A 16,791-nucleotide genomic window follows, 5' to 3' on the forward strand; every position below is an offset into this window, starting at 1 on the left:
AGGAAGGTGACTAGCTCCGAAGCCAACAGCACCGGATCCGCGTCCCGGATCTGGAACCTGCCCAACATCCTGACGATGCTGCGGATTGTGATGGTGCCGTTCTTCGTCTGGTTCCTCCTGCTGGACGCACCGGGGCTGGTCGCCCAGAACGGCGTGTGGCGCTGGGTCGCCGCGGCGACCTTCGCTGTCGCCATCTACACGGACAAGCTCGACGGCGACATCGCCCGCAGCCGCGGCCTGATCACCGACTTCGGCAAGATCGCCGACCCCATCGCGGACAAACTGCTGATCGGCTCGGCCCTCGTGATGCTCTCGGTGCTGGGGGAGCTGCCCTGGTGGGTGACCATCCTGATCCTTGTCCGTGAGTGGGGTGTCACCGCCCTGCGGTTCTTCGTCATCCGCTACGGCGTGATCCCGGCGTCGCGCGGCGGGAAACTCAAGACCGTCATCCAGACCGTGGCCATCTTCCTGTACATCCTCCCGCTGGCCTCGATTGCGCCATGGCTCGGCGTCGTGGCCTTCGGGGTCATGATGGTGGCCCTGGCCATCACGGTCTGGACCGGCGGCGAATACGTCATCGAGGCCCTCAAGCTGCGCGCCAGCGGCATCCGTGCCCAGCAGCAGAAGATCCAGGAGGGCAAGCCATGACCACTCCCCACCGCACCATCAACCTGCATCATCTGGCCGAAGAGGCCGTCACCGGGGCGATCGGCTGCGGCCTGACGGTCGCTACGGCAGAATCCCTCACCGCGGGAATGGTCGCCGCCGTGCTCGCGGACACTCCCGGCGCGTCCGGGATGCTGCAGGGCGGGGTGGTGTCTTACCAGAACTCGGTCAAGGCCGATGTCCTCGGGGTGCCCCGGGACCTGCTGGACACCGTCGGTGCCGTTGACGGCCAGGTAGCCGAGGCCATGGCCGAGGGCGCCCGCAGGATCTGCGGCGCCGACATTGGCGTCTCGACCACCGGCGTCGCCGGCCCGGAGCCGCACGGGGGCAAGGACGTCGGCTCCGTCTACATCGGCGTCGCCACGGCGGACGGCTCGACGTCGTACGGATACAGCTTCGAGGGGAACCGGCCGGAAATCCGCGGCCAGGCCTGCGCCGCGGCCCTGGAACGCCTGCTGGAGGCTCTGGCTTCCGCAAGCTACCGGGCGTAAAGTTGTCGGGAACAAAACTTGATTCCTATTAGTTATTACATTGTGTCGCTTCCGAATAAGGGAGGCGCCTAGGATGAAAGCATCATCAGTGTCCGCTTTGACCGGCGGGCTCGACATAAAGAGGGAGCAAGGCGATACAGATGGTAAAGCAGCCCGTATCCATTAACGGCGTTGTCCGCTGGAAGGATGTGGGCCTCGCCGATCAGGCCAAGAGCGAACAGAAGGAGCGCAAGATGGTTGTACTTCGTCACGAAATCGGTGATGTACTCCGCGATGTCCGCCAACGCCAAGGCCGTACCCTCCGCGAAGTCTCGCACAGTGCCCGCGTTTCCCTGGGCTACCTGAGTGAAGTGGAACGCGGCCAGAAGGAAGCCTCCTCGGAGCTGCTCTCCTCGATCTGCTCGGCCCTCGATGTTCCGCTCTCCATTATGCTCCGCGAAGTCAGCGACCGTGTCGCTGTTGCCGAGGGAGTTGCGGTTCCGGACACCGTCCCGCAGGAGTTCGCACAGCGCTACGGCCGTGACCTGGACCGTGAGCTCAACTCCGACCTCAACGAGGAACTGGCCAAGGGCCTCCTTTCCGGGGCACGCTAGCCCGGACACCCACTACTCGACAAAAGACCCCGGCGGTGTGCCGGGGTCTTTTGCGTGCACGGCAGGCGCCTGCCCGGCAGTTGCCCGTCGGGGTCTCTTGGGTGCACGGGGTTTCTTGGGTGCACGGTATCCTCCTGACGGCGGTTGCCCGCCCGGCGGCTTTTGAGTGGCCTGCCGCGGCGGGACCCCAGGGCTACTGCGGTTCGTCCCGGGGGAAGCCGTCGCGCTCATAGGTGGCGTTGAGTTTGGCGATGTAGTGCGACAGGGTCTCCAGCTCCTCCAGCGGCCACTCACCAAGCCGCTCGCGGAAGACTTCCCGCCGCGCGTCCTGCACCTCGTGCATCCGATCTTCGCCCGTGGGCGTCAGCCGGATGATCTGCGCGCGCCCATCGAGCGGGTCGGCTTCCTTGGAGACCAGGCCCAGGCGTTCCAGGAAAGCGATCTGACGGCTGACCGAGGGCTTCCCGACGCCGATGCTGGAGGCCAGTTCGGTCAGCCGCATGGCACCCTGTTTGCGGATCACGGAGAGCAGCCCGTATGCCGCCGGTTCCATGTCCGGGTGAACCTGGCGGGAGAGATGGTGCGAGATCGAACGGGCCCGCCGCCAGAGCAGGCTCAGCTGGTGCTCCACGGCGGTCAGCGCCGTTTCGGTGGAATCGTCAGCGCCGCCGGGGATCCCAGGGCCAACGGCGGAGTTGCTCATGGCAACCATTCTAGAGTCCTCCCGTGCCGTGAGAGACTCGTGGTGTGCGAATCAGTGACTTTTGGCGGCTCATGGACGACGAATTCGGGGCAGGGTATTCCCGGGTCCTCAGCAGCTCCCTGGTCCTGGCGGGTGTCGGCGGCCGGACAGCCGAGCAGGCCCTGAGCGCGGGGGTACCGCCCCGGCAGGTGTGGCTCGCGCTGTGCGAGGTCCAGGACGTCCCGCCCGAGCGGCGGTTGGGCCGCGACGTCAAACCCCGCTGACCTCCGGCTCCGGCCGAGGCTTAGGTGGGCGCCCAGCCAGAGGTCCCGGCCCGCGGCGTTCGAGCACCGTGCGGGCAGTTGGCGCCTGACACGCCGCACTGATTGTTCGAATATCTGTTCGGGTAGGACTATGCTTTTTTTAGAGCTTTCCACATACGCGGGGCAATCAGGCAACTCTGTCGGTGGGTGCCGGTAGCTTCAGTAATGACCGACAAACCGATCACAAACACTGATCATGATCACCGATCACAAACACTGATCATGAACACCGATCACAACAACCGATCACGACACAGGGCCGGAACGGCCACTCCACAGCGAGAAAGTAATAGAGGTGTGAACCATGGCCGCAGCCCCGGATCGCCAGAAAGCGCTTGACGCAGCACTGGCCCAGATTGACAAGCAGTTCGGCAAAGGCTCGGTCATGCGCCTGGGTGACGAAGTCCGTGCACCCATCGAGGTCATTCCGACCGGTTCCATCGCACTGGACATCGCCCTGGGAATTGGCGGCCTGCCGCGTGGCCGGGTCGTGGAAATCTACGGACCGGAATCCTCCGGTAAGACCACGGTGGCACTGCACGCGGTCGCCAGCGCCCAGCGCCTTGGCGGCATCGCCGCCTTCATCGACGCCGAGCACGCCCTGGATCCCGAGTACGCAGCCAGGCTCGGCGTCGACACCGACGCCCTGCTCGTCTCCCAGCCGGACACCGGCGAGCAGGCCCTGGAAATCATGGACATGCTGATCGGCTCCGGCTCCCTGGACGTCATTGTCATCGACTCCGTTGCCGCCCTCGTTCCCCGCGCGGAAATCGAAGGCGACATGGGCGACAGCCACGTCGGCCTGCAGGCCCGCCTGATGAGCCAGGCCCTCCGTAAGATCACCGGCCGCCTGAGCCAGACCAAGACCACAGCCATCTTCATCAACCAGTTGCGCGAGAAGATCGGCGTCTTCTTCGGTTCCCCGGAAACCACCACAGGTGGCAAGGCGCTGAAGTTCTACGCCTCCATCCGCATCGACGTCCGCCGGATCCAGACCCTCAAGGAGGGCGCAGACTCCGTCGGAAACCGCACCAAGGCCAAAATCGTCAAGAACAAGATGGCCCCGCCCTTCAAGATCGCCGAATTCGACATCATCTACGGCCAGGGCATCTCGCGCGAAGGCGGCATCATCGACATGGGTGTCGAGCACGGCATCATCAAGAAGTCCGGCTCCTGGTTCACCTACGACGGTGACCAGCTGGGCCAGGGCATGGAGAACTCCCGCCGCTTCCTGCGCGACAACCCCGAACTCGCTGCCGAGCTGGAGCGACTCATCAAGGAAAAGCTCGGCGTCGGCGTCAAGGCCCCCGCCGAAACGGAAGCATCGCCGAAGCTGAAGGCCGTTGACGGCTTCTAACGGCCGACGGCGCAAAGGGGCAGGATTCCCATCACGGAATCCTGCCCCCGGCGTTGAGGACGCAGGCCGGACCGCGGACGGCGCCCGCCGCGCGGGTCCTGCCGCCGAACAGGACCGGGACGCGGACCCCGCCGCCGTCGCGCGGGCCATTGTCCTGCGGCAGCTGACGAATTCGCCCAAGAGCCGGCTGCAGCTCGCCCGCAAACTGGCCGAGCGCAAGGTCCCGGACGACGTCGCCGAAGCCGTGCTGGACCGCTTCGAGGAAGTAAAGCTCATCGACGATGCCGACTTCGCCGAGATGTGGGTGCGGTCCCGTGCGCAGAGCCGCAAACTCGCCAGGGGAGCGCTCCGGCGGGAACTCGCCGAGAAGGGCATCGGCACGGAAACCGCCGCCGTCGCCCTGGAACAACTCAGCGACGAGGACGAGGAATCCGCGGCCCGCGAACTGGTCCAGCGCAAGCTCCGGGGCGTGACCGGGTTCGAGGACCGCGCCGAGCGGGACAAAACCGCGCGCCGGCTCGCCTCCATGCTCGCCCGCAAGGGCTATCAGCCGTCCCAGGCCTTCCGGATCGTGGGCGAAGTCCTCGACGGCGCCTCGGCCGGTCCGGAGGCAGGCTCCCCGGCTGATTTCTAAGGACGCCCCGGCACCGTGCGGACCCGGTACCCTTAACAAGTGAGTTTGACCATTCCTTCCCCAGCAGCCGGCACCGCCCCTTCCACGGAGGCCACGTCCATCCCGGGTCCCGGGGCGAAGCCCTCCGTCCCGCAGCAGCCCCGCACCTACCAGGTGCGGACCTTCGGCTGCCAGATGAACGTGCACGACTCCGAGCGCATGTCCGGGATGCTCGAAGCCGCCGGCTACGTTCCCGCCGCCGGGGAACAAGCCGACGTCGTGGTCTTCAACACCTGTGCGGTGCGGGAAAACGCCGACAACAGGCTCTACGGCAACCTCGGCATGCTGGCGCCGGTCAAGGCCGCCAACCCCGGAATGCAGATCGCCGTCGGGGGCTGCCTGGCGCAGAAGGACCGCGACACCATCCTGAAGAAGGCCCCCTGGGTGGACGCCGTCTTTGGCACGCACAACGTCGGGGCCCTGCCGGCCCTGCTGGAACGGGCCCGCCACAACAAGGAAGCCCAGCTCGAAATCCTCGAGTCCCTCGATGTCTTCCCCTCCACCCTGCCGACCAAGCGGGACTCGGTCTACTCCGGCTGGGTGTCAATCTCCGTCGGCTGCAACAACACCTGCACCTTCTGCATCGTGCCGGCCCTGCGCGGCAAGGAAAAGGACCGGCGTCCCGGCGACATCCTGGCCGAGATCCAGGCCCTCGTCGCCGACGGCGCGATCGAAGTAACCCTGCTGGGCCAAAACGTGAACTCCTACGGCGTCGAATTTGGCGACCGGCAGGCCTTCTCCAAACTGCTCCGCGCCTGCGGCGACATCCCCGGCCTGGAACGCGTCCGGTTCACGAGCCCGCACCCCGCCGCCTTCACCGACGACGTCATCGATGCCATGGCCGAGACCCCCAACGTCATGCCGCAGCTGCACATGCCCCTGCAGTCCGGCTCGGACAAGGTCCTCAAGGACATGAAGCGGTCGTACCGCTCGACGAAGTTCCTCGGCATCCTGGACAAGGTCCGCGAGAAGATCCCGCACGCCGCCATCTCCACGGACATCATCGTCGGGTTCCCCGGTGAAACTGAGGAGGACTTCCAGGCCACGCTCGACGTCGTGGAGAAGTCCCGCTTCGCCACCGCCTTCACTTTCCAGTACTCCAAACGGCCGGGCACTCCCGCCGCCGAGCTCCCGGACCAGCTCCCCAAGGCCATCGTGCAGGAACGCTTCGAACGCCTCACCGCCCTCCAGGACCGGATCGCCGCCGAGGAGAACGCCCGCCAGCTCGGCCGGCGCGTGGAGGTCATGGTCACGGCCCAGGCCGGGCGCAAAGCCGGGGAAACCCACCGGCTCTCCGGCCGGTCCCAGGACCAGCGCCTGGTCCACTTCTCCGTGCCGGCGGGGGCCGGGACGCCCCGCCCCGGCGACCTGGTCACAGTGACCATCACCGAGGCCGCGGCGTTCCACCTCGTCGCCGACCCGGCGTCGGCGGAGGACTACAGCCTTCGCCGCTCCCGGGCCGGCGACGCGTGGGACAGGTCCCAGGCCGACTCGTGCGGCGCACCCGTTCCCGGATCCGCCGCCGGCACTACGGGAGTGTCCCTGGGCATGCCCACCCTTCCCGTCCGCGGACGCTAGCCCGTGGCGGATCCGCTCGACACCCCGGCGGTCAGCGCCCAGGACACGGAGGCCGGCGCAGTGGAGGCCGGCTCAGTCCAGGCCGGCGCAGCCCGGGCGGGCGCAGGAGCGGCTGCAGTCCAAGCCGGCGCACCCCGGGCAGGTGCAGGAACGGCACAACCGGTGATCGCCGTCGTCGGGCCGACCGGCTCCGGCAAGTCCGACCTCGCCGTAGCACTGGCACTGGAGCTCGACGGCGAGGTCATCAACGCCGACTCCATGCAGTTCTACCGGGGCATGGACATCGGTACCGCCAAGATCACCGAGGCCGAGCGCAGGGGAGTCCCGCACCACCTCCTGGACATCCTGGACGTGACGGAGGACGCGAGCGTCTCGGACTTCCAGCAGCAGGCCCGTGCGCTCATCGCCGATATCCACGCCCGCGGGAAACGCGCCATCCTGGCCGGAGGCTCCGGCCTCTACGTTCGCGCCGCCCTGGACGTGCTGGAATTTCCGGGTACGGACCCAGCCATCCGGCGCCGGCTCGAGACGGAGCTGGAAACCGGCGGGGCCGCGCCACTGCGCGTCCGTCTGGAAGGCGTGGACCCGGTCTCCGCCGGCCGGCTCGGCGACGCGCGCCGGATCATCCGCGCGCTTGAGGTGTTCGAGTTGACCGGAAGGCCCTTCAGCTCCTTCATGCCCACCCGCGAGTACGTCCAGCCCGCGGTGCAGATCGGGCTCGAGGTGGACCGCGGGCAGCTCCGGGAACGGCTCGCCCGCCGGGTCCACAGTATGGTGGAAAGCGGGCTGCTCGAGGAGGTCCGGGCCCTCGACGCCGCCGGGCTCCGGCTCGGCCGGACGGCACCGCGCGCCCTCGGCTACGCCCAGTTCCTCAGAGTCCTCGACGGCGAATCCGACGTGGCGCAGGCCGCGGAGGAGACCATCGTCGCGACCAGGCAGTTCGCCCGCCGTCAGCTGACCTGGTTCCGTGCCGACCCCCGGATCCACTGGCTCGACTGGCAGGACCCGCACCTCGTGGCCAGGGCCGCAGCCCGCGGCCTCGCGGGCTGAAACAACCGCCCCAGGCGGGGAATTGCCGGCCCGTTTGACGGGGCGGTCAGCCGGCGGCACGGGTCGGAACGGTAACCTTGGAGCATGGATGAAACCCTGGCCGTGGCCGCTGACCGCAACCCCACCGGTGACACTGCAGCCCTGAGCGGACTCAATTTTTCCAAAGGCCACGGCACGGGAAACGACTTTGTGCTCCTGGCGGACCCCAATGGCACCCTGGCAGTGACGCCGGAACAGGTCGAGGCACTCTGTGACCGGCACCGCGGCATCGGTGGCGACGGGCTGATCCGCGCCGTCCCCTCCCGGCTGCTTGCGGAGGGCCAGGAGCTGCTGACCCAGCACCCGGACGCCGAATGGTTCATGGACTACCGCAACGGCGACGGCTCGCTCTCCGAGATGTGCGGCAACGGCGTCCGCGTCTTTGTGCACTTCCTGATCGCCGAAGGCCTGGTCGAGCTGCCCGCCGGCGAATCGCTGACCATCGGCACCCGGGGCGGCGCCAAAACGATCGTCCGCACCGCCGCCGGCTATGCCGTCGACATGGGCCCCTGGGAGTTCATCTTCCCCGGGGAGGCCACCGCACGGGCCATGGATTCGCTGGTCAGTGCAACGGGGCTCGAGGTCGCACGGCCCGCCTTGTCCGTCAGCATGGGGAACCCGCATACCGTCGTGGCGCTGGCCGAACTGGCTGAGCTGGACGCCACGCAGCTGTTCACCGCACCCCATGTGGACCCCACGCCGCCCCGCGGCACCAACGTCGAGTTCGTGGTCCCGTCCGAGCCGCTGGTCCACGGCGGCGTCGGAACCATCACCATGCGTGTTCATGAACGGGGGGTGGGGGAAACGCAGTCCTGCGGCACCGGCGCGTGCGCGGCCGCCGTCGCGATCCGCCACTGGGCCGGCCAGGGTGCCCCGGACGTGTGGAACGTCCACGTCCCGGGCGGTGTCCTCGGCGTGAAGTTCTTCCTCGGGGCGGAGGGCCACGAGCACGTCGAGCTCAGCGGCCCCGCGGTGATCGTCGCTAGTGGGACACTTTCCTGACCCGAAGGATGCGGAACGACTTGGACGTGCTCTCGCGCGTCACCGTGAAGCTGCTGTCCAGCTCCGCGGCAAGCCAGCGCTGGAGGGAATCCGACCCCAGGTTCTTCTGCACCACCAGCCACGCGGAGCCGCCGGGCGCCAGCCGCGGCAGCCACAGCAGCAGCAGGGCATGAAGCTCGTCCTTGCCGATCCGGATGGGCGGGTTGGACCAGATCGTGTCGAAGCGGAGCCCGGGGTCAACGGCGTCGGGCGTGCTGGCCGTGACATTTCCCAGTCCCAGCCGTGCGGCGTTCTCGTTTGTTAGGGTCACGCACCGTTCGTTGACGTCCACGGCGTAGACCCGGGCGTGCGGTGCCCGCAGGGCCAGGGTCAGGGCAATCGGACCCCAGCCGCAGCCGATGTCAAGCAGCGTTCCCTGCGGGGCCGGGGCGGGCGCCTCGGCAAGCAGCACAGCCGTGCCCTTGTCGATTCCGTCCGGGCTGAAGATGCCCGAGGACGTCTGCAGGTGCCGGGTCTCACCGGCGAGTTCCACGGTCAGTGGCTTGCGGGTGAACGGCCCGGCCGGCTGGGCGCTGAAATAGTGTGCAGACTCCATAACTGCCCAGATTAGTTGGCCCCCGGCCCGTAGGCGAAACCGCGGCGCGGGGCCGGACCCGGCCAGGCCGTCTGCTAGTGTTAAATACATGTTCTTGAACTTCAAGTAGCCGGCGCGGGTTAAATCCCGTCCCCGCAGCGACGCAGGTAGTTACCTTCCGCTCAGTGCGCCACCCCGCGATGATCCTGAAAAGGACCTGCCGCCGGCGCCCGTTCCACTTGGAGTCTGGCAGTGCTCATGGAGCCCGGCCGGGCGGAATGTATCTCCCTCCTCAGGGCCAAACCACGCCTGTTCCCTCCCGTTTCTCACCGCTCCCTCGCGGAGCCCACCCTGCCCCGGCGCCGCTGCCGCGGGCATTCCAGGAGCCCCGTTTGACGAATAGTCGTCAGCCCAGCGCGAATACCGCCCCAGACAACACCGATCGGCACTATTCTGAAACTGCCGAACCTCTAAAGGAGACCATGACCAGTCAGCCCAACACCGGACCCGATTCAGCAGCCCAGGACATGAGTCCTGCGGAAATCCAGGCTGTCATCGACCGGATCCTCTCCAAGGACACCCCTGCCCGGAAGGCAGCCCCGGCTGCCGGCGAGTCCACCTCGGTCCTCGGCAAGGCGCAGGCGATCTCCCGGCAGGGCGGGGAACACAACAATTACGACGGCGACCAGCAGGACCTCGAGGAGCGGCACGCCCTGCGCCGTACCGCCGGGCTGTCCACGGAACTCGAAGACGTCACCGAAGTCGAATACCGGCAGCTTCGCCTTGAGCGTGTCGTGCTGGCCGGCCTCTGGACCGAGGGCACGCTCGCCGACGCCGAAAACTCGCTCCGCGAACTCGCCGCTCTCGCCGAGACCGCCGGCTCGGAGGTCCTTGACGGGATCGTGCAGCGCCGCGCCAAGCCCGACCCCGGAACCTTCCTCGGCTCCGGCAAGGCCCAGGAGCTCAAGGACATCGTGATGTCCACCGGCGCCGACACCGTCGTCGTCGACGCCGAACTGGCACCGTCCCAGCGCCGCAGCCTGGAAGACATCGTCAAGGTCAAAGTCATCGACCGCACGGCCCTGATCCTTGACATCTTCGCCCAGCACGCCAAGAGCCGCGAGGGCAAGGCCCAGGTGGAACTGGCCCAGCTCGAATACCTGCTCCCGCGCCTGCGCGGCTGGGGTGACTCGATGTCCCGCCAGGCCGGTGGCCAGGTGGGCGGTGCCGGTGCCGGCATGGGCTCGCGCGGTCCCGGTGAAACCAAGATCGAACTGGACCGCCGCCGGATCCGCACCCGGATGGCCAAGCTTCGGCGTGAGATCGCCGCGATGAAGCCGGCCCGGGAGACCAAACGCGCCAACCGCCGTCGCAATTCGGTGCCGTCCGTTGCGATCGCCGGGTACACCAACGCCGGCAAGTCCTCGTTGCTGAACCGGCTGACCGACGCCGGCGTGCTGGTGGAGAACGCCCTGTTCGCCACGCTGGACCCGACAGTCCGCAAGGCCGAGACCTCGGACGGGCTGGGCTACACTTTGGCCGATACCGTGGGCTTTGTCCGGTCACTCCCCACCCAGCTCGTGGAGGCTTTCCGCTCCACCCTGGAGGAAGTCGCCGACGCGGATCTGATCCTGCACGTGGTGGACGTCTCCCACCCGGATCCGGAAGGCCAGATCGCCGCTGTCCGCAAGGTGTTCAGCGAGGTCGACGCCCGCAAGGTGCCGGAAATCATCGTCCTGAACAAGGCGGACGCCGCAGATCCCTTCGTGATCGAACGGCTCAAGCAGCGCGAACCGCGCCACGTGGTGGTCTCGGCACGCACCGGCGAGGGCATCCCGGAACTGCTCAAGGCCATCAGCGAAGGCATCCCGCGGCCCAGCGTCAAGCTCGAACTGATGATCCCGTACAACCGCGGGGACCTGCTCAGCAAGCTGCACGAGACCGACGCGGAGATCCTCAGCCTCGACCACGAGGAAGCGGGCACCCGCGCCGTTGTGATGGTGCGCGAGGGATTCGCCGCTGAACTGGATTCGTTCATCAGCAATGACTGAAGCCGCGGGGACCGAACCCGACGGAGAACGTTCGGCAGGAACACGCGGCCCGGCCGGCGGGGCGTTCGTTATCGAACTCCTCGACCGCGCCGTGTCCGGCATGGGCGGCCAGAGCCGCGACGGCCAGCACGAGATGGCCCGGCAGGTGGCGCACGCGATTGACAGCGGCGACCACCTGCTGGTCCAGGCCGGCACCGGAACCGGCAAATCACTCGCGTACCTGATCCCGCTGATCGCCCATTCGCTGGTCAGCGACAAGCCCACCCTGGTCTCCACCGCCACGCTGGCCCTGCAGACCCAGATCGTCGGCCGGGACCTGCCCAGGCTGCTGAAAACCATCACCCCGGCGCTGGAACGGCCCGTCAAGGTCGCCCTGGTCAAGGGCCGCTCCAACTATGTGTGCCGCCACAAGCTCGAAGGCGGCTTCCCCTCCGAGGAGCCCTCCGAAGGCCAGCTCTTCTCGCTTGGCGAGGACACCTCCGTCCCGCACTTCGCCGCGGCGATGGGCGGTCCGTCGTCCCAGCTCGGCAAGGAAGTCGTCCGGCTGCGTGAGTGGGCTGGGGGCACCGTGACGGGGGACCGGGACGAACTCCTGCCCGGGGTCACGGACCGTGCCTGGCGGCAGGTCTCCGTCACCTCAATGGAGTGTCTGGGCGCGCAGAAGTGCCCCCTCGCGGCCGAATGCTTCAGCGAACTGGCCCGGCAGAACGCCGCGGACGCCGACGTTGTCGTCACCAACCACGCCATGCTGGCCGTCAGCGCCTTCGAGGGCCTCGCGGTCCTGCCGGAGTACGACGTTGTGGTGGTCGATGAGGCCCACGAGCTGCAGGACCGGGTGACGGGCGCCGTGTCCGGCCAGCTCTCTGTCGCGATGGTGCACGTCGCCGCGTCCGGGGCCCGGAAAAACACGGGCATCACCGTGGACGCCCTGAACAACGCCGCGTCCAACCTCGAACTTGCCATCGACGGGGTCCCCAGCGGACTCATGCCCAACGGCCTGAACAGCGAACAGCTGGACTGCGTGGACCAGTTGCGGGACGCCTGCCGCGCGGCGCTCTCGGACTCCAAGGGGGACAGCGCCAACACGGCCGACGGCGGCCGCCAGCTGGCGCGCTCCCGCCTCATGGTGATCCTGGAGCTCTGCGAACGCCTGCTTGCCGCCCGCGAAAACCGCGAGGTGGTCTGGTTCTCCCGCAACAGCACCTTTGACCCGCAGCAGGGCTACTCCCAGCCCGACGAATCCGCGCCGGCCCTGATCAACATCGCCCCGCTCAGCGTCGCCGGACGGCTCCGCGAGGGTCTGTTCGCGGACCACACTGTCATCCTGACCTCGGCGACCCTGGCGATCGGGTCCGCGTTCGAACCGGCCGCTGCCGGCCTGGGCCTGGTCGGACCGGGTGCCCCAAGCTGGACCGGGGTCGACGTCGGCTCGCCCTTCGAGTACCCGAAACAGGGGATCCTCTATGTGGCCAAACACCTGCCCAAACCCGGCCGCGGCACGTCCCCGGAGGCCCTTGACGAGCTCGAAAAGCTGATCCGGGCCTCCGACGGCGGGGCACTGTGCCTGTTCTCATCCCGGCGCGCCGCCGAGGACGCCGCTGAGGCCCTGCGGCCGCGGCTGGACATGAGCATCCTCTGCCAGGGGGATTCGACCATGACCGCGCTCGTAAAACAGTTCGCGGACGAACCCGACACCTGCCTCTTCGGCACCATGTCGCTGTGGCAGGGTGTCGACGTGCCGGGGACGTCGTGCCGTCTCGTCGTGATCGACCGGATCCCGTTCCCGCGGCCCGACGATCCGCTGATGACGGCACGGTCCCGGGCGGTGGCCCAGGCCGGCGGCAACGGCTTCATGAGCGTGTCCGCGACCCACGCCGCCATCCGGTTGGCCCAGGGCGCCGGTCGCCTGATCCGCACGACGACGGACAGGGGAGTAGTGGCAGTGCTGGACTCACGGCTCTCCACCGAGCGGTACGGCGGATTCCTCCGCGCCGCCCTGCCGCCGTTCTGGCCCACCACGGACCCCGCGGTCGCCCTCGCGGCCCTGGCGCGGCTCGCGAAGGAATCCGGGCAGCCCGCCACGTAGTCCGGAGGGCACGCGAAGGACCCCGGTGGTTAGTCAGTGCCCCGCCAAACGACGCGGCTGTGTACGCGCGGAGCCTCAGCCGACGATTGTGACTGAGCGCTCCTCCTCGACGTTTCGCCGCGGGACGCCATCACAGTCACGGACCTACGACTGGCGCGGGAGCCGGGCCCGTGGACGACTGGCCCGAAGGCGCCCTCGATCTGCGTGGACTCCCGTGGTGGCTGCCCTTTCCGGCGAACCCTGAGCGGCCAGAGGGCTGTTTGCGGAAATGCCTGGCCGACTGGGCTGCTGACGCGTATGGACAAGCGACTGCCCATCAGGTGGCCTCATCAGGGGTGTGGAGGGTGACTCCCCACTCCTGGTTGTGCAGCACGATGCCACTTTCCCGCCGCGCGATCTGAAGTGGAGCCCGAAGGTACCGTTCCATCCGTGCCTGTTCATGGTCCCAGGGGAAGTTGCACGTGCCCAGAACGCTCTCCAGTGTCCCCGGATCCGGCGTGATCGTTTGACCGGCAATGCTGACCCGGACGGCGTAGGACGCACACGGGATCTGAACCGTCATCAACGGGCGGCCGCCGACGAGGCCGAACCCTATGGCATTGTCCGCGGCGCTCATTCCCGGACCACGGGGCACCGAAGCCTGCATCATGGAACCTGATGTGAAGTACGGGCACTCCAGCATCCCGTTGGCCACGGTTCCTTTGCCCGCTGCGCCAAGCACTCATCTGAACCTTGCCCGACAGGGGGCGGCAGAGGGCGGCAGGGGGCGGCGGAACCGGCGGAACCGGCGCGAGGGCCATGCCCGGCGACAGCCCGGCACCCGTCGATGGAGCGGCCTCCAAGAAAGCTACCGCAGCCAAGCCGGCGGGGCCCCGCCGGTCCTAGAGGGAGCGCAGCACCGAGACGACTTTGCCCATGATGACGGCGTGATCGCCGAGGATGGGCTCATACTGGGTGTTTTGCGGCAGCAGCCAGGTGTGGCCGTCGCGCTGACGGAACGTCTTGACCGTCGCCTCGTCGTCCAGCAGCGCGGCGACGATGTCACCGTTGACGGCGTCGCCCTGCTGGCGTACCACGACCCAGTCACCGTCGCAGATGGCGGCGTCGATCATCGAGTCCCCCGCGACCTTGAGCATAAAGAGCTCGCCGTGGCCCACGAGCTGGCGGGGCAGCGGCATCACGTCCTCGACGACCTGGTCGGCCAGGATCGGCCCGCCGGCGGCGATGCGGCCCACCAGCGGCACCATGGCGGTGTCGGTGGCGCTGGCCAGCTCGGACACGGACAAACCGCCGACCGTGCGCAGGCCGCCGGACTTCTCAGCCCCCGACATCTTCGTGGTTCCCTCGTCGAGGGTCAGCGGCATCAGCACCTCCATGGCGCGGGGACGCTTGGGGTCGCGCCGCAGATAGCCAAGTTTTTCCAGCTGCGAGAGCTGGTGGGTGACGCTGGAAAGGCTTGCCAGGCCGACGGTGTCGCCGATCTCGCGCATGGAGGGCGGATAGCCGTTGTCCGTGACGGAGCGCTGGATGGTTTCCAGGATCTTCCTTTGCCGGACGGTAAGGCTTTTGGGCGGCCGAGCCGCCTGCGGGCCCCGCTGGGTGGCCCTGCCGCCAGTGGCTTGTGCTGCCATGTTCGCCAACGCCTTTCCGTTCCGCCCGGCCGCCGTGGCTGCGGCTGCCGGGAACCTCCGGCCTGAAATGTCAGACCCTGCTGATCAACTGCAGAAGTGGTTGTTCTTTGACTCAAACGTAGGCCAGCCACAGGGCTTTATCAAACATTTGTTCTAGCGAGTCTCGACATTGTTCGTTAATAAGTGCTAAAACAGAACAGGCAAGGTTCGAATATGTGTTCTAGTCATTCGCAGTTTCCGGGTAGAGCACGGTTGGGGCACAGCATGACGTTCGGTTCTTTGTTCGAAGGTTAGGCCGGTTGGCGGCAAGTACGAGGAACACGCCGGCGGCACAGTATGGTCCAGGAGGGCTCAGTTCATGTCAGCATCAAGCGCATTTCACGACACTTTCGGCCGCGACACATTCGGCGACTACGGCCGGGCCGACGGCGGTACGTCCGCCGGACAGCAGGGCGCCGTGGGCAGGGAGGGCGCTGCCGGCAAGCAGCGGGTCAAGCAGGCGCCGTTGCGGCTCACCCGGCGGGGGCGCTTTGTCTTCATCGGGGTGCCGCTGATCCTGTTGGCCGCGCTCATCCTCACCCTCAGCGGCTTCCTCAACGCCCCGGCCAAGGCGGCGGAGTCTGCAGCCGGGCTGTCGCTGACCCCCACTGTGACCGTTACGGTGCAGCCCGGTGAGTCGCTTTGGGCCATCGCCGAATCCATGGCACCGGAGCGGGACCCCCGCGACGTCGTCACCGATATCATCCAGCTGAACAACCTCGAAGCCGCCCGCGTCGTTCCCGGCCAGGCGCTCTTTATCCCGTCCAAGTAGCCCGCTCGACCCGTCACGGTTTCAGTGCCTGCCGCAATCTCACTTAAACTGGTGAAGTGACTGACCAGCTAGAGCGCCTGAACCGACTTCCCCTCCGGACTAACCTGCGAGGCCTGACGCCGTACGGCGCGCCGCAGCTGGACGTCCCCATCCTGCTGAACGTCAATGAGAACACCCATGGTGTCCCGGCTGACGTGCGCGCCGCCATCTCCGAGGCCGTCACGATTGCCGCGGCTGGCCTGAACCGCTATCCGGACCGCGAATTCACCGAACTGCGCGAAGCACTCGCGGAATACCTGGGGCACGGACTGGGTGCGGACAACATCTGGGCCGCAAACGGCTCCAACGAGGTCCTCCAGCAGATCCTTCAGGCCTTTGGCGGCCCGGGGCGAGCGGCCCTCGGCTTCCCTCCCACCTACTCCATGTACCCGCTGCTGGCCTCCGGCACGGACACCGGGTACATCGTCGGGGTCCGCGCCGACGACTATGGACTCAGTGCCGAATCGGCCGCCCGCCAGGTCCGCGAACTTGCGCCGAACATCGTCTTCCTGTGCTCCCCGAACAACCCCACCGGCACCGGGCTGGGCCTGGACGTCGTGGAGGCCGTCTACGAGGCCGGGGAAGCCAGCCAGACCATCGTGATCGTCGACGAGGCGTACCACGAGTTCGCCCACGACGGCACGCCCAGCGCCCTCGCGCTGCTGCCCGGCCGCGAACGGCTGATCGTCTCGCGCACCATGAGCAAGGCCTTCGCCCTCGCCGGCGCCCGGATTGGCTACATGGCCGCAGCACCCGAGGTGACGGACGCCCTGCGCCTGGTCCGGCTCCCGTACCACCTCTCGGCCATCACCCAGGCGACAGCCCTGGCCGCCCTGCAGCACCGGGTCGCGCTAATGGCCGACGTTGAGGACATTATGCGCCAGCGGGACAGGATCGTGTCCGAGCTGCAGCGCATGGGCCTCAAGCCGGCGCCCTCCGACTCGAACTACGTCTTCTTCGGCGGCCTGGACAATTCCCACGAGGTTTGGCAGGGCCTGCTCGATGCCGGTGTGCTGATCCGCGACGTTGGCATTCCCGGGCACCTGCGCGTTACCGCCGGAACTGAGACGGAAACCACAGCGTTCCTCGAAGCCCTCGAACGGATCCTGGCAGGCCGCGCCGTGCAGCCCGCCTAGACTTAACAC

17 protein-coding genes are annotated in these 16,791 nt (G+C 67.6%); 13 read left to right on the forward strand and 4 right to left on the reverse strand.

Translation table 11 applies throughout. The features are described from left to right. Positions 1–6: 6 nt before the first annotated feature. The 3 genes from pgsA to ACZYZ3_RS14885 all read left to right on the forward strand — a co-directional run bounded on the left by pgsA (position 7) and on the right by ACZYZ3_RS14885 (position 1,750). Positions 7–648: a CDP-diacylglycerol--glycerol-3-phosphate 3-phosphatidyltransferase gene (pgsA, locus tag ACZYZ3_RS14875; protein WP_463964585.1), complete on the forward strand. Its 642-nt coding sequence runs from the start codon at positions 7–9 to the stop codon at positions 646–648. After that, the gene (locus tag ACZYZ3_RS14880; RefSeq protein WP_463964586.1) at positions 645–1,157 is read left to right on the forward strand and encodes a CinA family protein; all 513 of its coding nucleotides are present in this window, start codon (positions 645–647) and stop codon (positions 1,155–1,157) included. Before pgsA ends, ACZYZ3_RS14880 begins: the two co-directional genes overlap by 4 nt. Before the next feature lie 140 nt (positions 1,158–1,297). Next, entirely contained in the window at positions 1,298–1,750 is a 453-nt protein-coding gene (locus ACZYZ3_RS14885; protein WP_463964587.1) for a helix-turn-helix domain-containing protein, read from the forward strand. Between the two features lie 193 nt (positions 1,751–1,943). On the opposite strand, the gene ACZYZ3_RS14890 is transcribed toward ACZYZ3_RS14885, so the two are convergent. Next, complete coding sequence (locus tag ACZYZ3_RS14890) at positions 1,944–2,453, reverse strand: MarR family winged helix-turn-helix transcriptional regulator (RefSeq protein WP_463964588.1); 510 nt, start codon at positions 2,451–2,453, stop codon at positions 1,944–1,946. A gap of 44 nt (positions 2,454–2,497) precedes the next feature. Here ACZYZ3_RS14890 and ACZYZ3_RS14895 point away from each other — a divergent pair, with 44 nt between their 5' ends. The 6 genes from ACZYZ3_RS14895 to dapF all read left to right on the forward strand — a co-directional run bounded on the left by ACZYZ3_RS14895 (position 2,498) and on the right by dapF (position 8,454). Then, positions 2,498–2,716, forward strand: coding sequence for a DUF3046 domain-containing protein (locus ACZYZ3_RS14895; RefSeq protein WP_463964589.1), 219 nt, complete (start codon positions 2,498–2,500; stop codon positions 2,714–2,716). Positions 2,717–3,059: 343 nt separating this feature from the next. Next, on the forward strand, positions 3,060–4,112 hold the full coding sequence (gene recA / locus ACZYZ3_RS14900; RefSeq protein WP_463964590.1) for a recombinase RecA: 1,053 nt from the start codon (positions 3,060–3,062) through the stop codon (positions 4,110–4,112). 148 nt (positions 4,113–4,260) lie between these two features. Continuing rightward, positions 4,261–4,746: a regulatory protein RecX gene (locus ACZYZ3_RS14905; protein WP_463964631.1), complete on the forward strand. Its 486-nt coding sequence runs from the start codon at positions 4,261–4,263 to the stop codon at positions 4,744–4,746. A 39-nt stretch (positions 4,747–4,785) separates the two neighbouring features. After that, complete coding sequence (miaB, locus tag ACZYZ3_RS14910; protein WP_463964591.1) at positions 4,786–6,363, forward strand: tRNA (N6-isopentenyl adenosine(37)-C2)-methylthiotransferase MiaB; 1,578 nt, start codon at positions 4,786–4,788, stop codon at positions 6,361–6,363. A 162-nt stretch (positions 6,364–6,525) separates the two neighbouring features. Next, the gene (gene miaA, locus ACZYZ3_RS14915) at positions 6,526–7,413 is read left to right on the forward strand and encodes a tRNA (adenosine(37)-N6)-dimethylallyltransferase MiaA (RefSeq protein WP_463964632.1); all 888 of its coding nucleotides are present in this window, start codon (positions 6,526–6,528) and stop codon (positions 7,411–7,413) included. An 84-nt stretch (positions 7,414–7,497) separates the two neighbouring features. Next, positions 7,498–8,454 carry a diaminopimelate epimerase gene (dapF, locus tag ACZYZ3_RS14920; RefSeq protein WP_463964592.1) on the forward strand — a complete coding sequence of 319 codons (957 nt, stop codon included), beginning with the start codon at positions 7,498–7,500 and terminating at the stop codon, positions 8,452–8,454. Here dapF and ACZYZ3_RS14925 read toward each other — a convergent pair. Beyond that, the gene (locus ACZYZ3_RS14925) at positions 8,435–9,049 is read right to left on the reverse strand and encodes a class I SAM-dependent methyltransferase (RefSeq protein ID WP_463964593.1); all 615 of its coding nucleotides are present in this window, start codon (positions 9,047–9,049) and stop codon (positions 8,435–8,437) included. The genes dapF and ACZYZ3_RS14925 overlap by 20 nt on opposite strands. 461 nt (positions 9,050–9,510) lie before the next feature. On the opposite strand from ACZYZ3_RS14925, the gene hflX reads away from it, so the two are divergent. Both hflX and ACZYZ3_RS14935 read left to right on the forward strand, forming a co-directional pair. Further along, positions 9,511–11,079, forward strand: a complete 1,569-nt coding sequence (gene hflX, locus ACZYZ3_RS14930) for a GTPase HflX (protein ID WP_463964594.1) — start codon at positions 9,511–9,513, stop codon at positions 11,077–11,079. After that, on the forward strand, positions 11,072–13,165 hold the full coding sequence (locus tag ACZYZ3_RS14935; protein ID WP_463964595.1) for an ATP-dependent DNA helicase: 2,094 nt from the start codon (positions 11,072–11,074) through the stop codon (positions 13,163–13,165). The genes hflX and ACZYZ3_RS14935 overlap by 8 nt, the downstream gene beginning before the upstream one ends. A gap of 316 nt (positions 13,166–13,481) precedes the next feature. Here the strand turns inward: ACZYZ3_RS14935 and ACZYZ3_RS14940 are convergent, their stop codons facing one another. Both ACZYZ3_RS14940 and lexA read right to left on the reverse strand, forming a co-directional pair. Further along, complete coding sequence (locus ACZYZ3_RS14940) at positions 13,482–13,886, reverse strand: hypothetical protein (RefSeq protein WP_463964596.1); 405 nt, start codon at positions 13,884–13,886, stop codon at positions 13,482–13,484. 160 nt (positions 13,887–14,046) lie between these two features. Beyond that, the gene (gene lexA / locus ACZYZ3_RS14945) at positions 14,047–14,796 is read right to left on the reverse strand and encodes a transcriptional repressor LexA (RefSeq protein WP_463964597.1); all 750 of its coding nucleotides are present in this window, start codon (positions 14,794–14,796) and stop codon (positions 14,047–14,049) included. Between the two features lie 358 nt (positions 14,797–15,154). Here lexA and ACZYZ3_RS14950 point away from each other — a divergent pair, with 358 nt between their 5' ends. Together ACZYZ3_RS14950 and ACZYZ3_RS14955 are read left to right on the forward strand one after the other, a co-directional pair. Further along, positions 15,155–15,607, forward strand: coding sequence for a LysM peptidoglycan-binding domain-containing protein (locus ACZYZ3_RS14950; RefSeq protein ID WP_463964598.1), 453 nt, complete (start codon positions 15,155–15,157; stop codon positions 15,605–15,607). Between the two features lie 56 nt (positions 15,608–15,663). Next, complete coding sequence (locus tag ACZYZ3_RS14955; RefSeq protein ID WP_463964599.1) at positions 15,664–16,782, forward strand: histidinol-phosphate transaminase; 1,119 nt, start codon at positions 15,664–15,666, stop codon at positions 16,780–16,782. The last annotated feature ends 9 nt before the right edge of the window (positions 16,783–16,791 follow it).

The organism is Pseudarthrobacter linnaei, assembly GCF_055412825.1.

Excerpts from the sequence above, each read along its gene's own strand:
- lexA (WP_463964597.1), bottom strand. The coding sequence starts at position 14,796 with ATGGCAGCACAAGCCACTGGCGGCAGGGCCACCCAGCGGGGCCCGCAG.
- ACZYZ3_RS14885 (WP_463964587.1), top strand. The coding sequence starts at position 1,298 with ATGGTAAAGCAGCCCGTATCCATTAACGGCGTTGTCCGCTGGAAGGAT.
- ACZYZ3_RS14925 (WP_463964593.1), bottom strand. The coding sequence starts at position 9,049 with ATGGAGTCTGCACACTATTTCAGCGCCCAGCCGGCCGGGCCGTTCACC.
- ACZYZ3_RS14935 (WP_463964595.1), top strand. The coding sequence starts at position 11,072 with ATGACTGAAGCCGCGGGGACCGAACCCGACGGAGAACGTTCGGCAGGA.
- ACZYZ3_RS14890 (WP_463964588.1), bottom strand. The coding sequence starts at position 2,453 with ATGAGCAACTCCGCCGTTGGCCCTGGGATCCCCGGCGGCGCTGACGAT.
- hflX (WP_463964594.1), top strand. The coding sequence starts at position 9,511 with ATGACCAGTCAGCCCAACACCGGACCCGATTCAGCAGCCCAGGACATG.
- ACZYZ3_RS14950 (WP_463964598.1), top strand. The coding sequence starts at position 15,155 with ATGTCAGCATCAAGCGCATTTCACGACACTTTCGGCCGCGACACATTC.
- ACZYZ3_RS14880 (WP_463964586.1), top strand. The coding sequence starts at position 645 with ATGACCACTCCCCACCGCACCATCAACCTGCATCATCTGGCCGAAGAG.
- recA (WP_463964590.1), top strand. The coding sequence starts at position 3,060 with ATGGCCGCAGCCCCGGATCGCCAGAAAGCGCTTGACGCAGCACTGGCC.
- dapF (WP_463964592.1), top strand. The coding sequence starts at position 7,498 with ATGGATGAAACCCTGGCCGTGGCCGCTGACCGCAACCCCACCGGTGAC.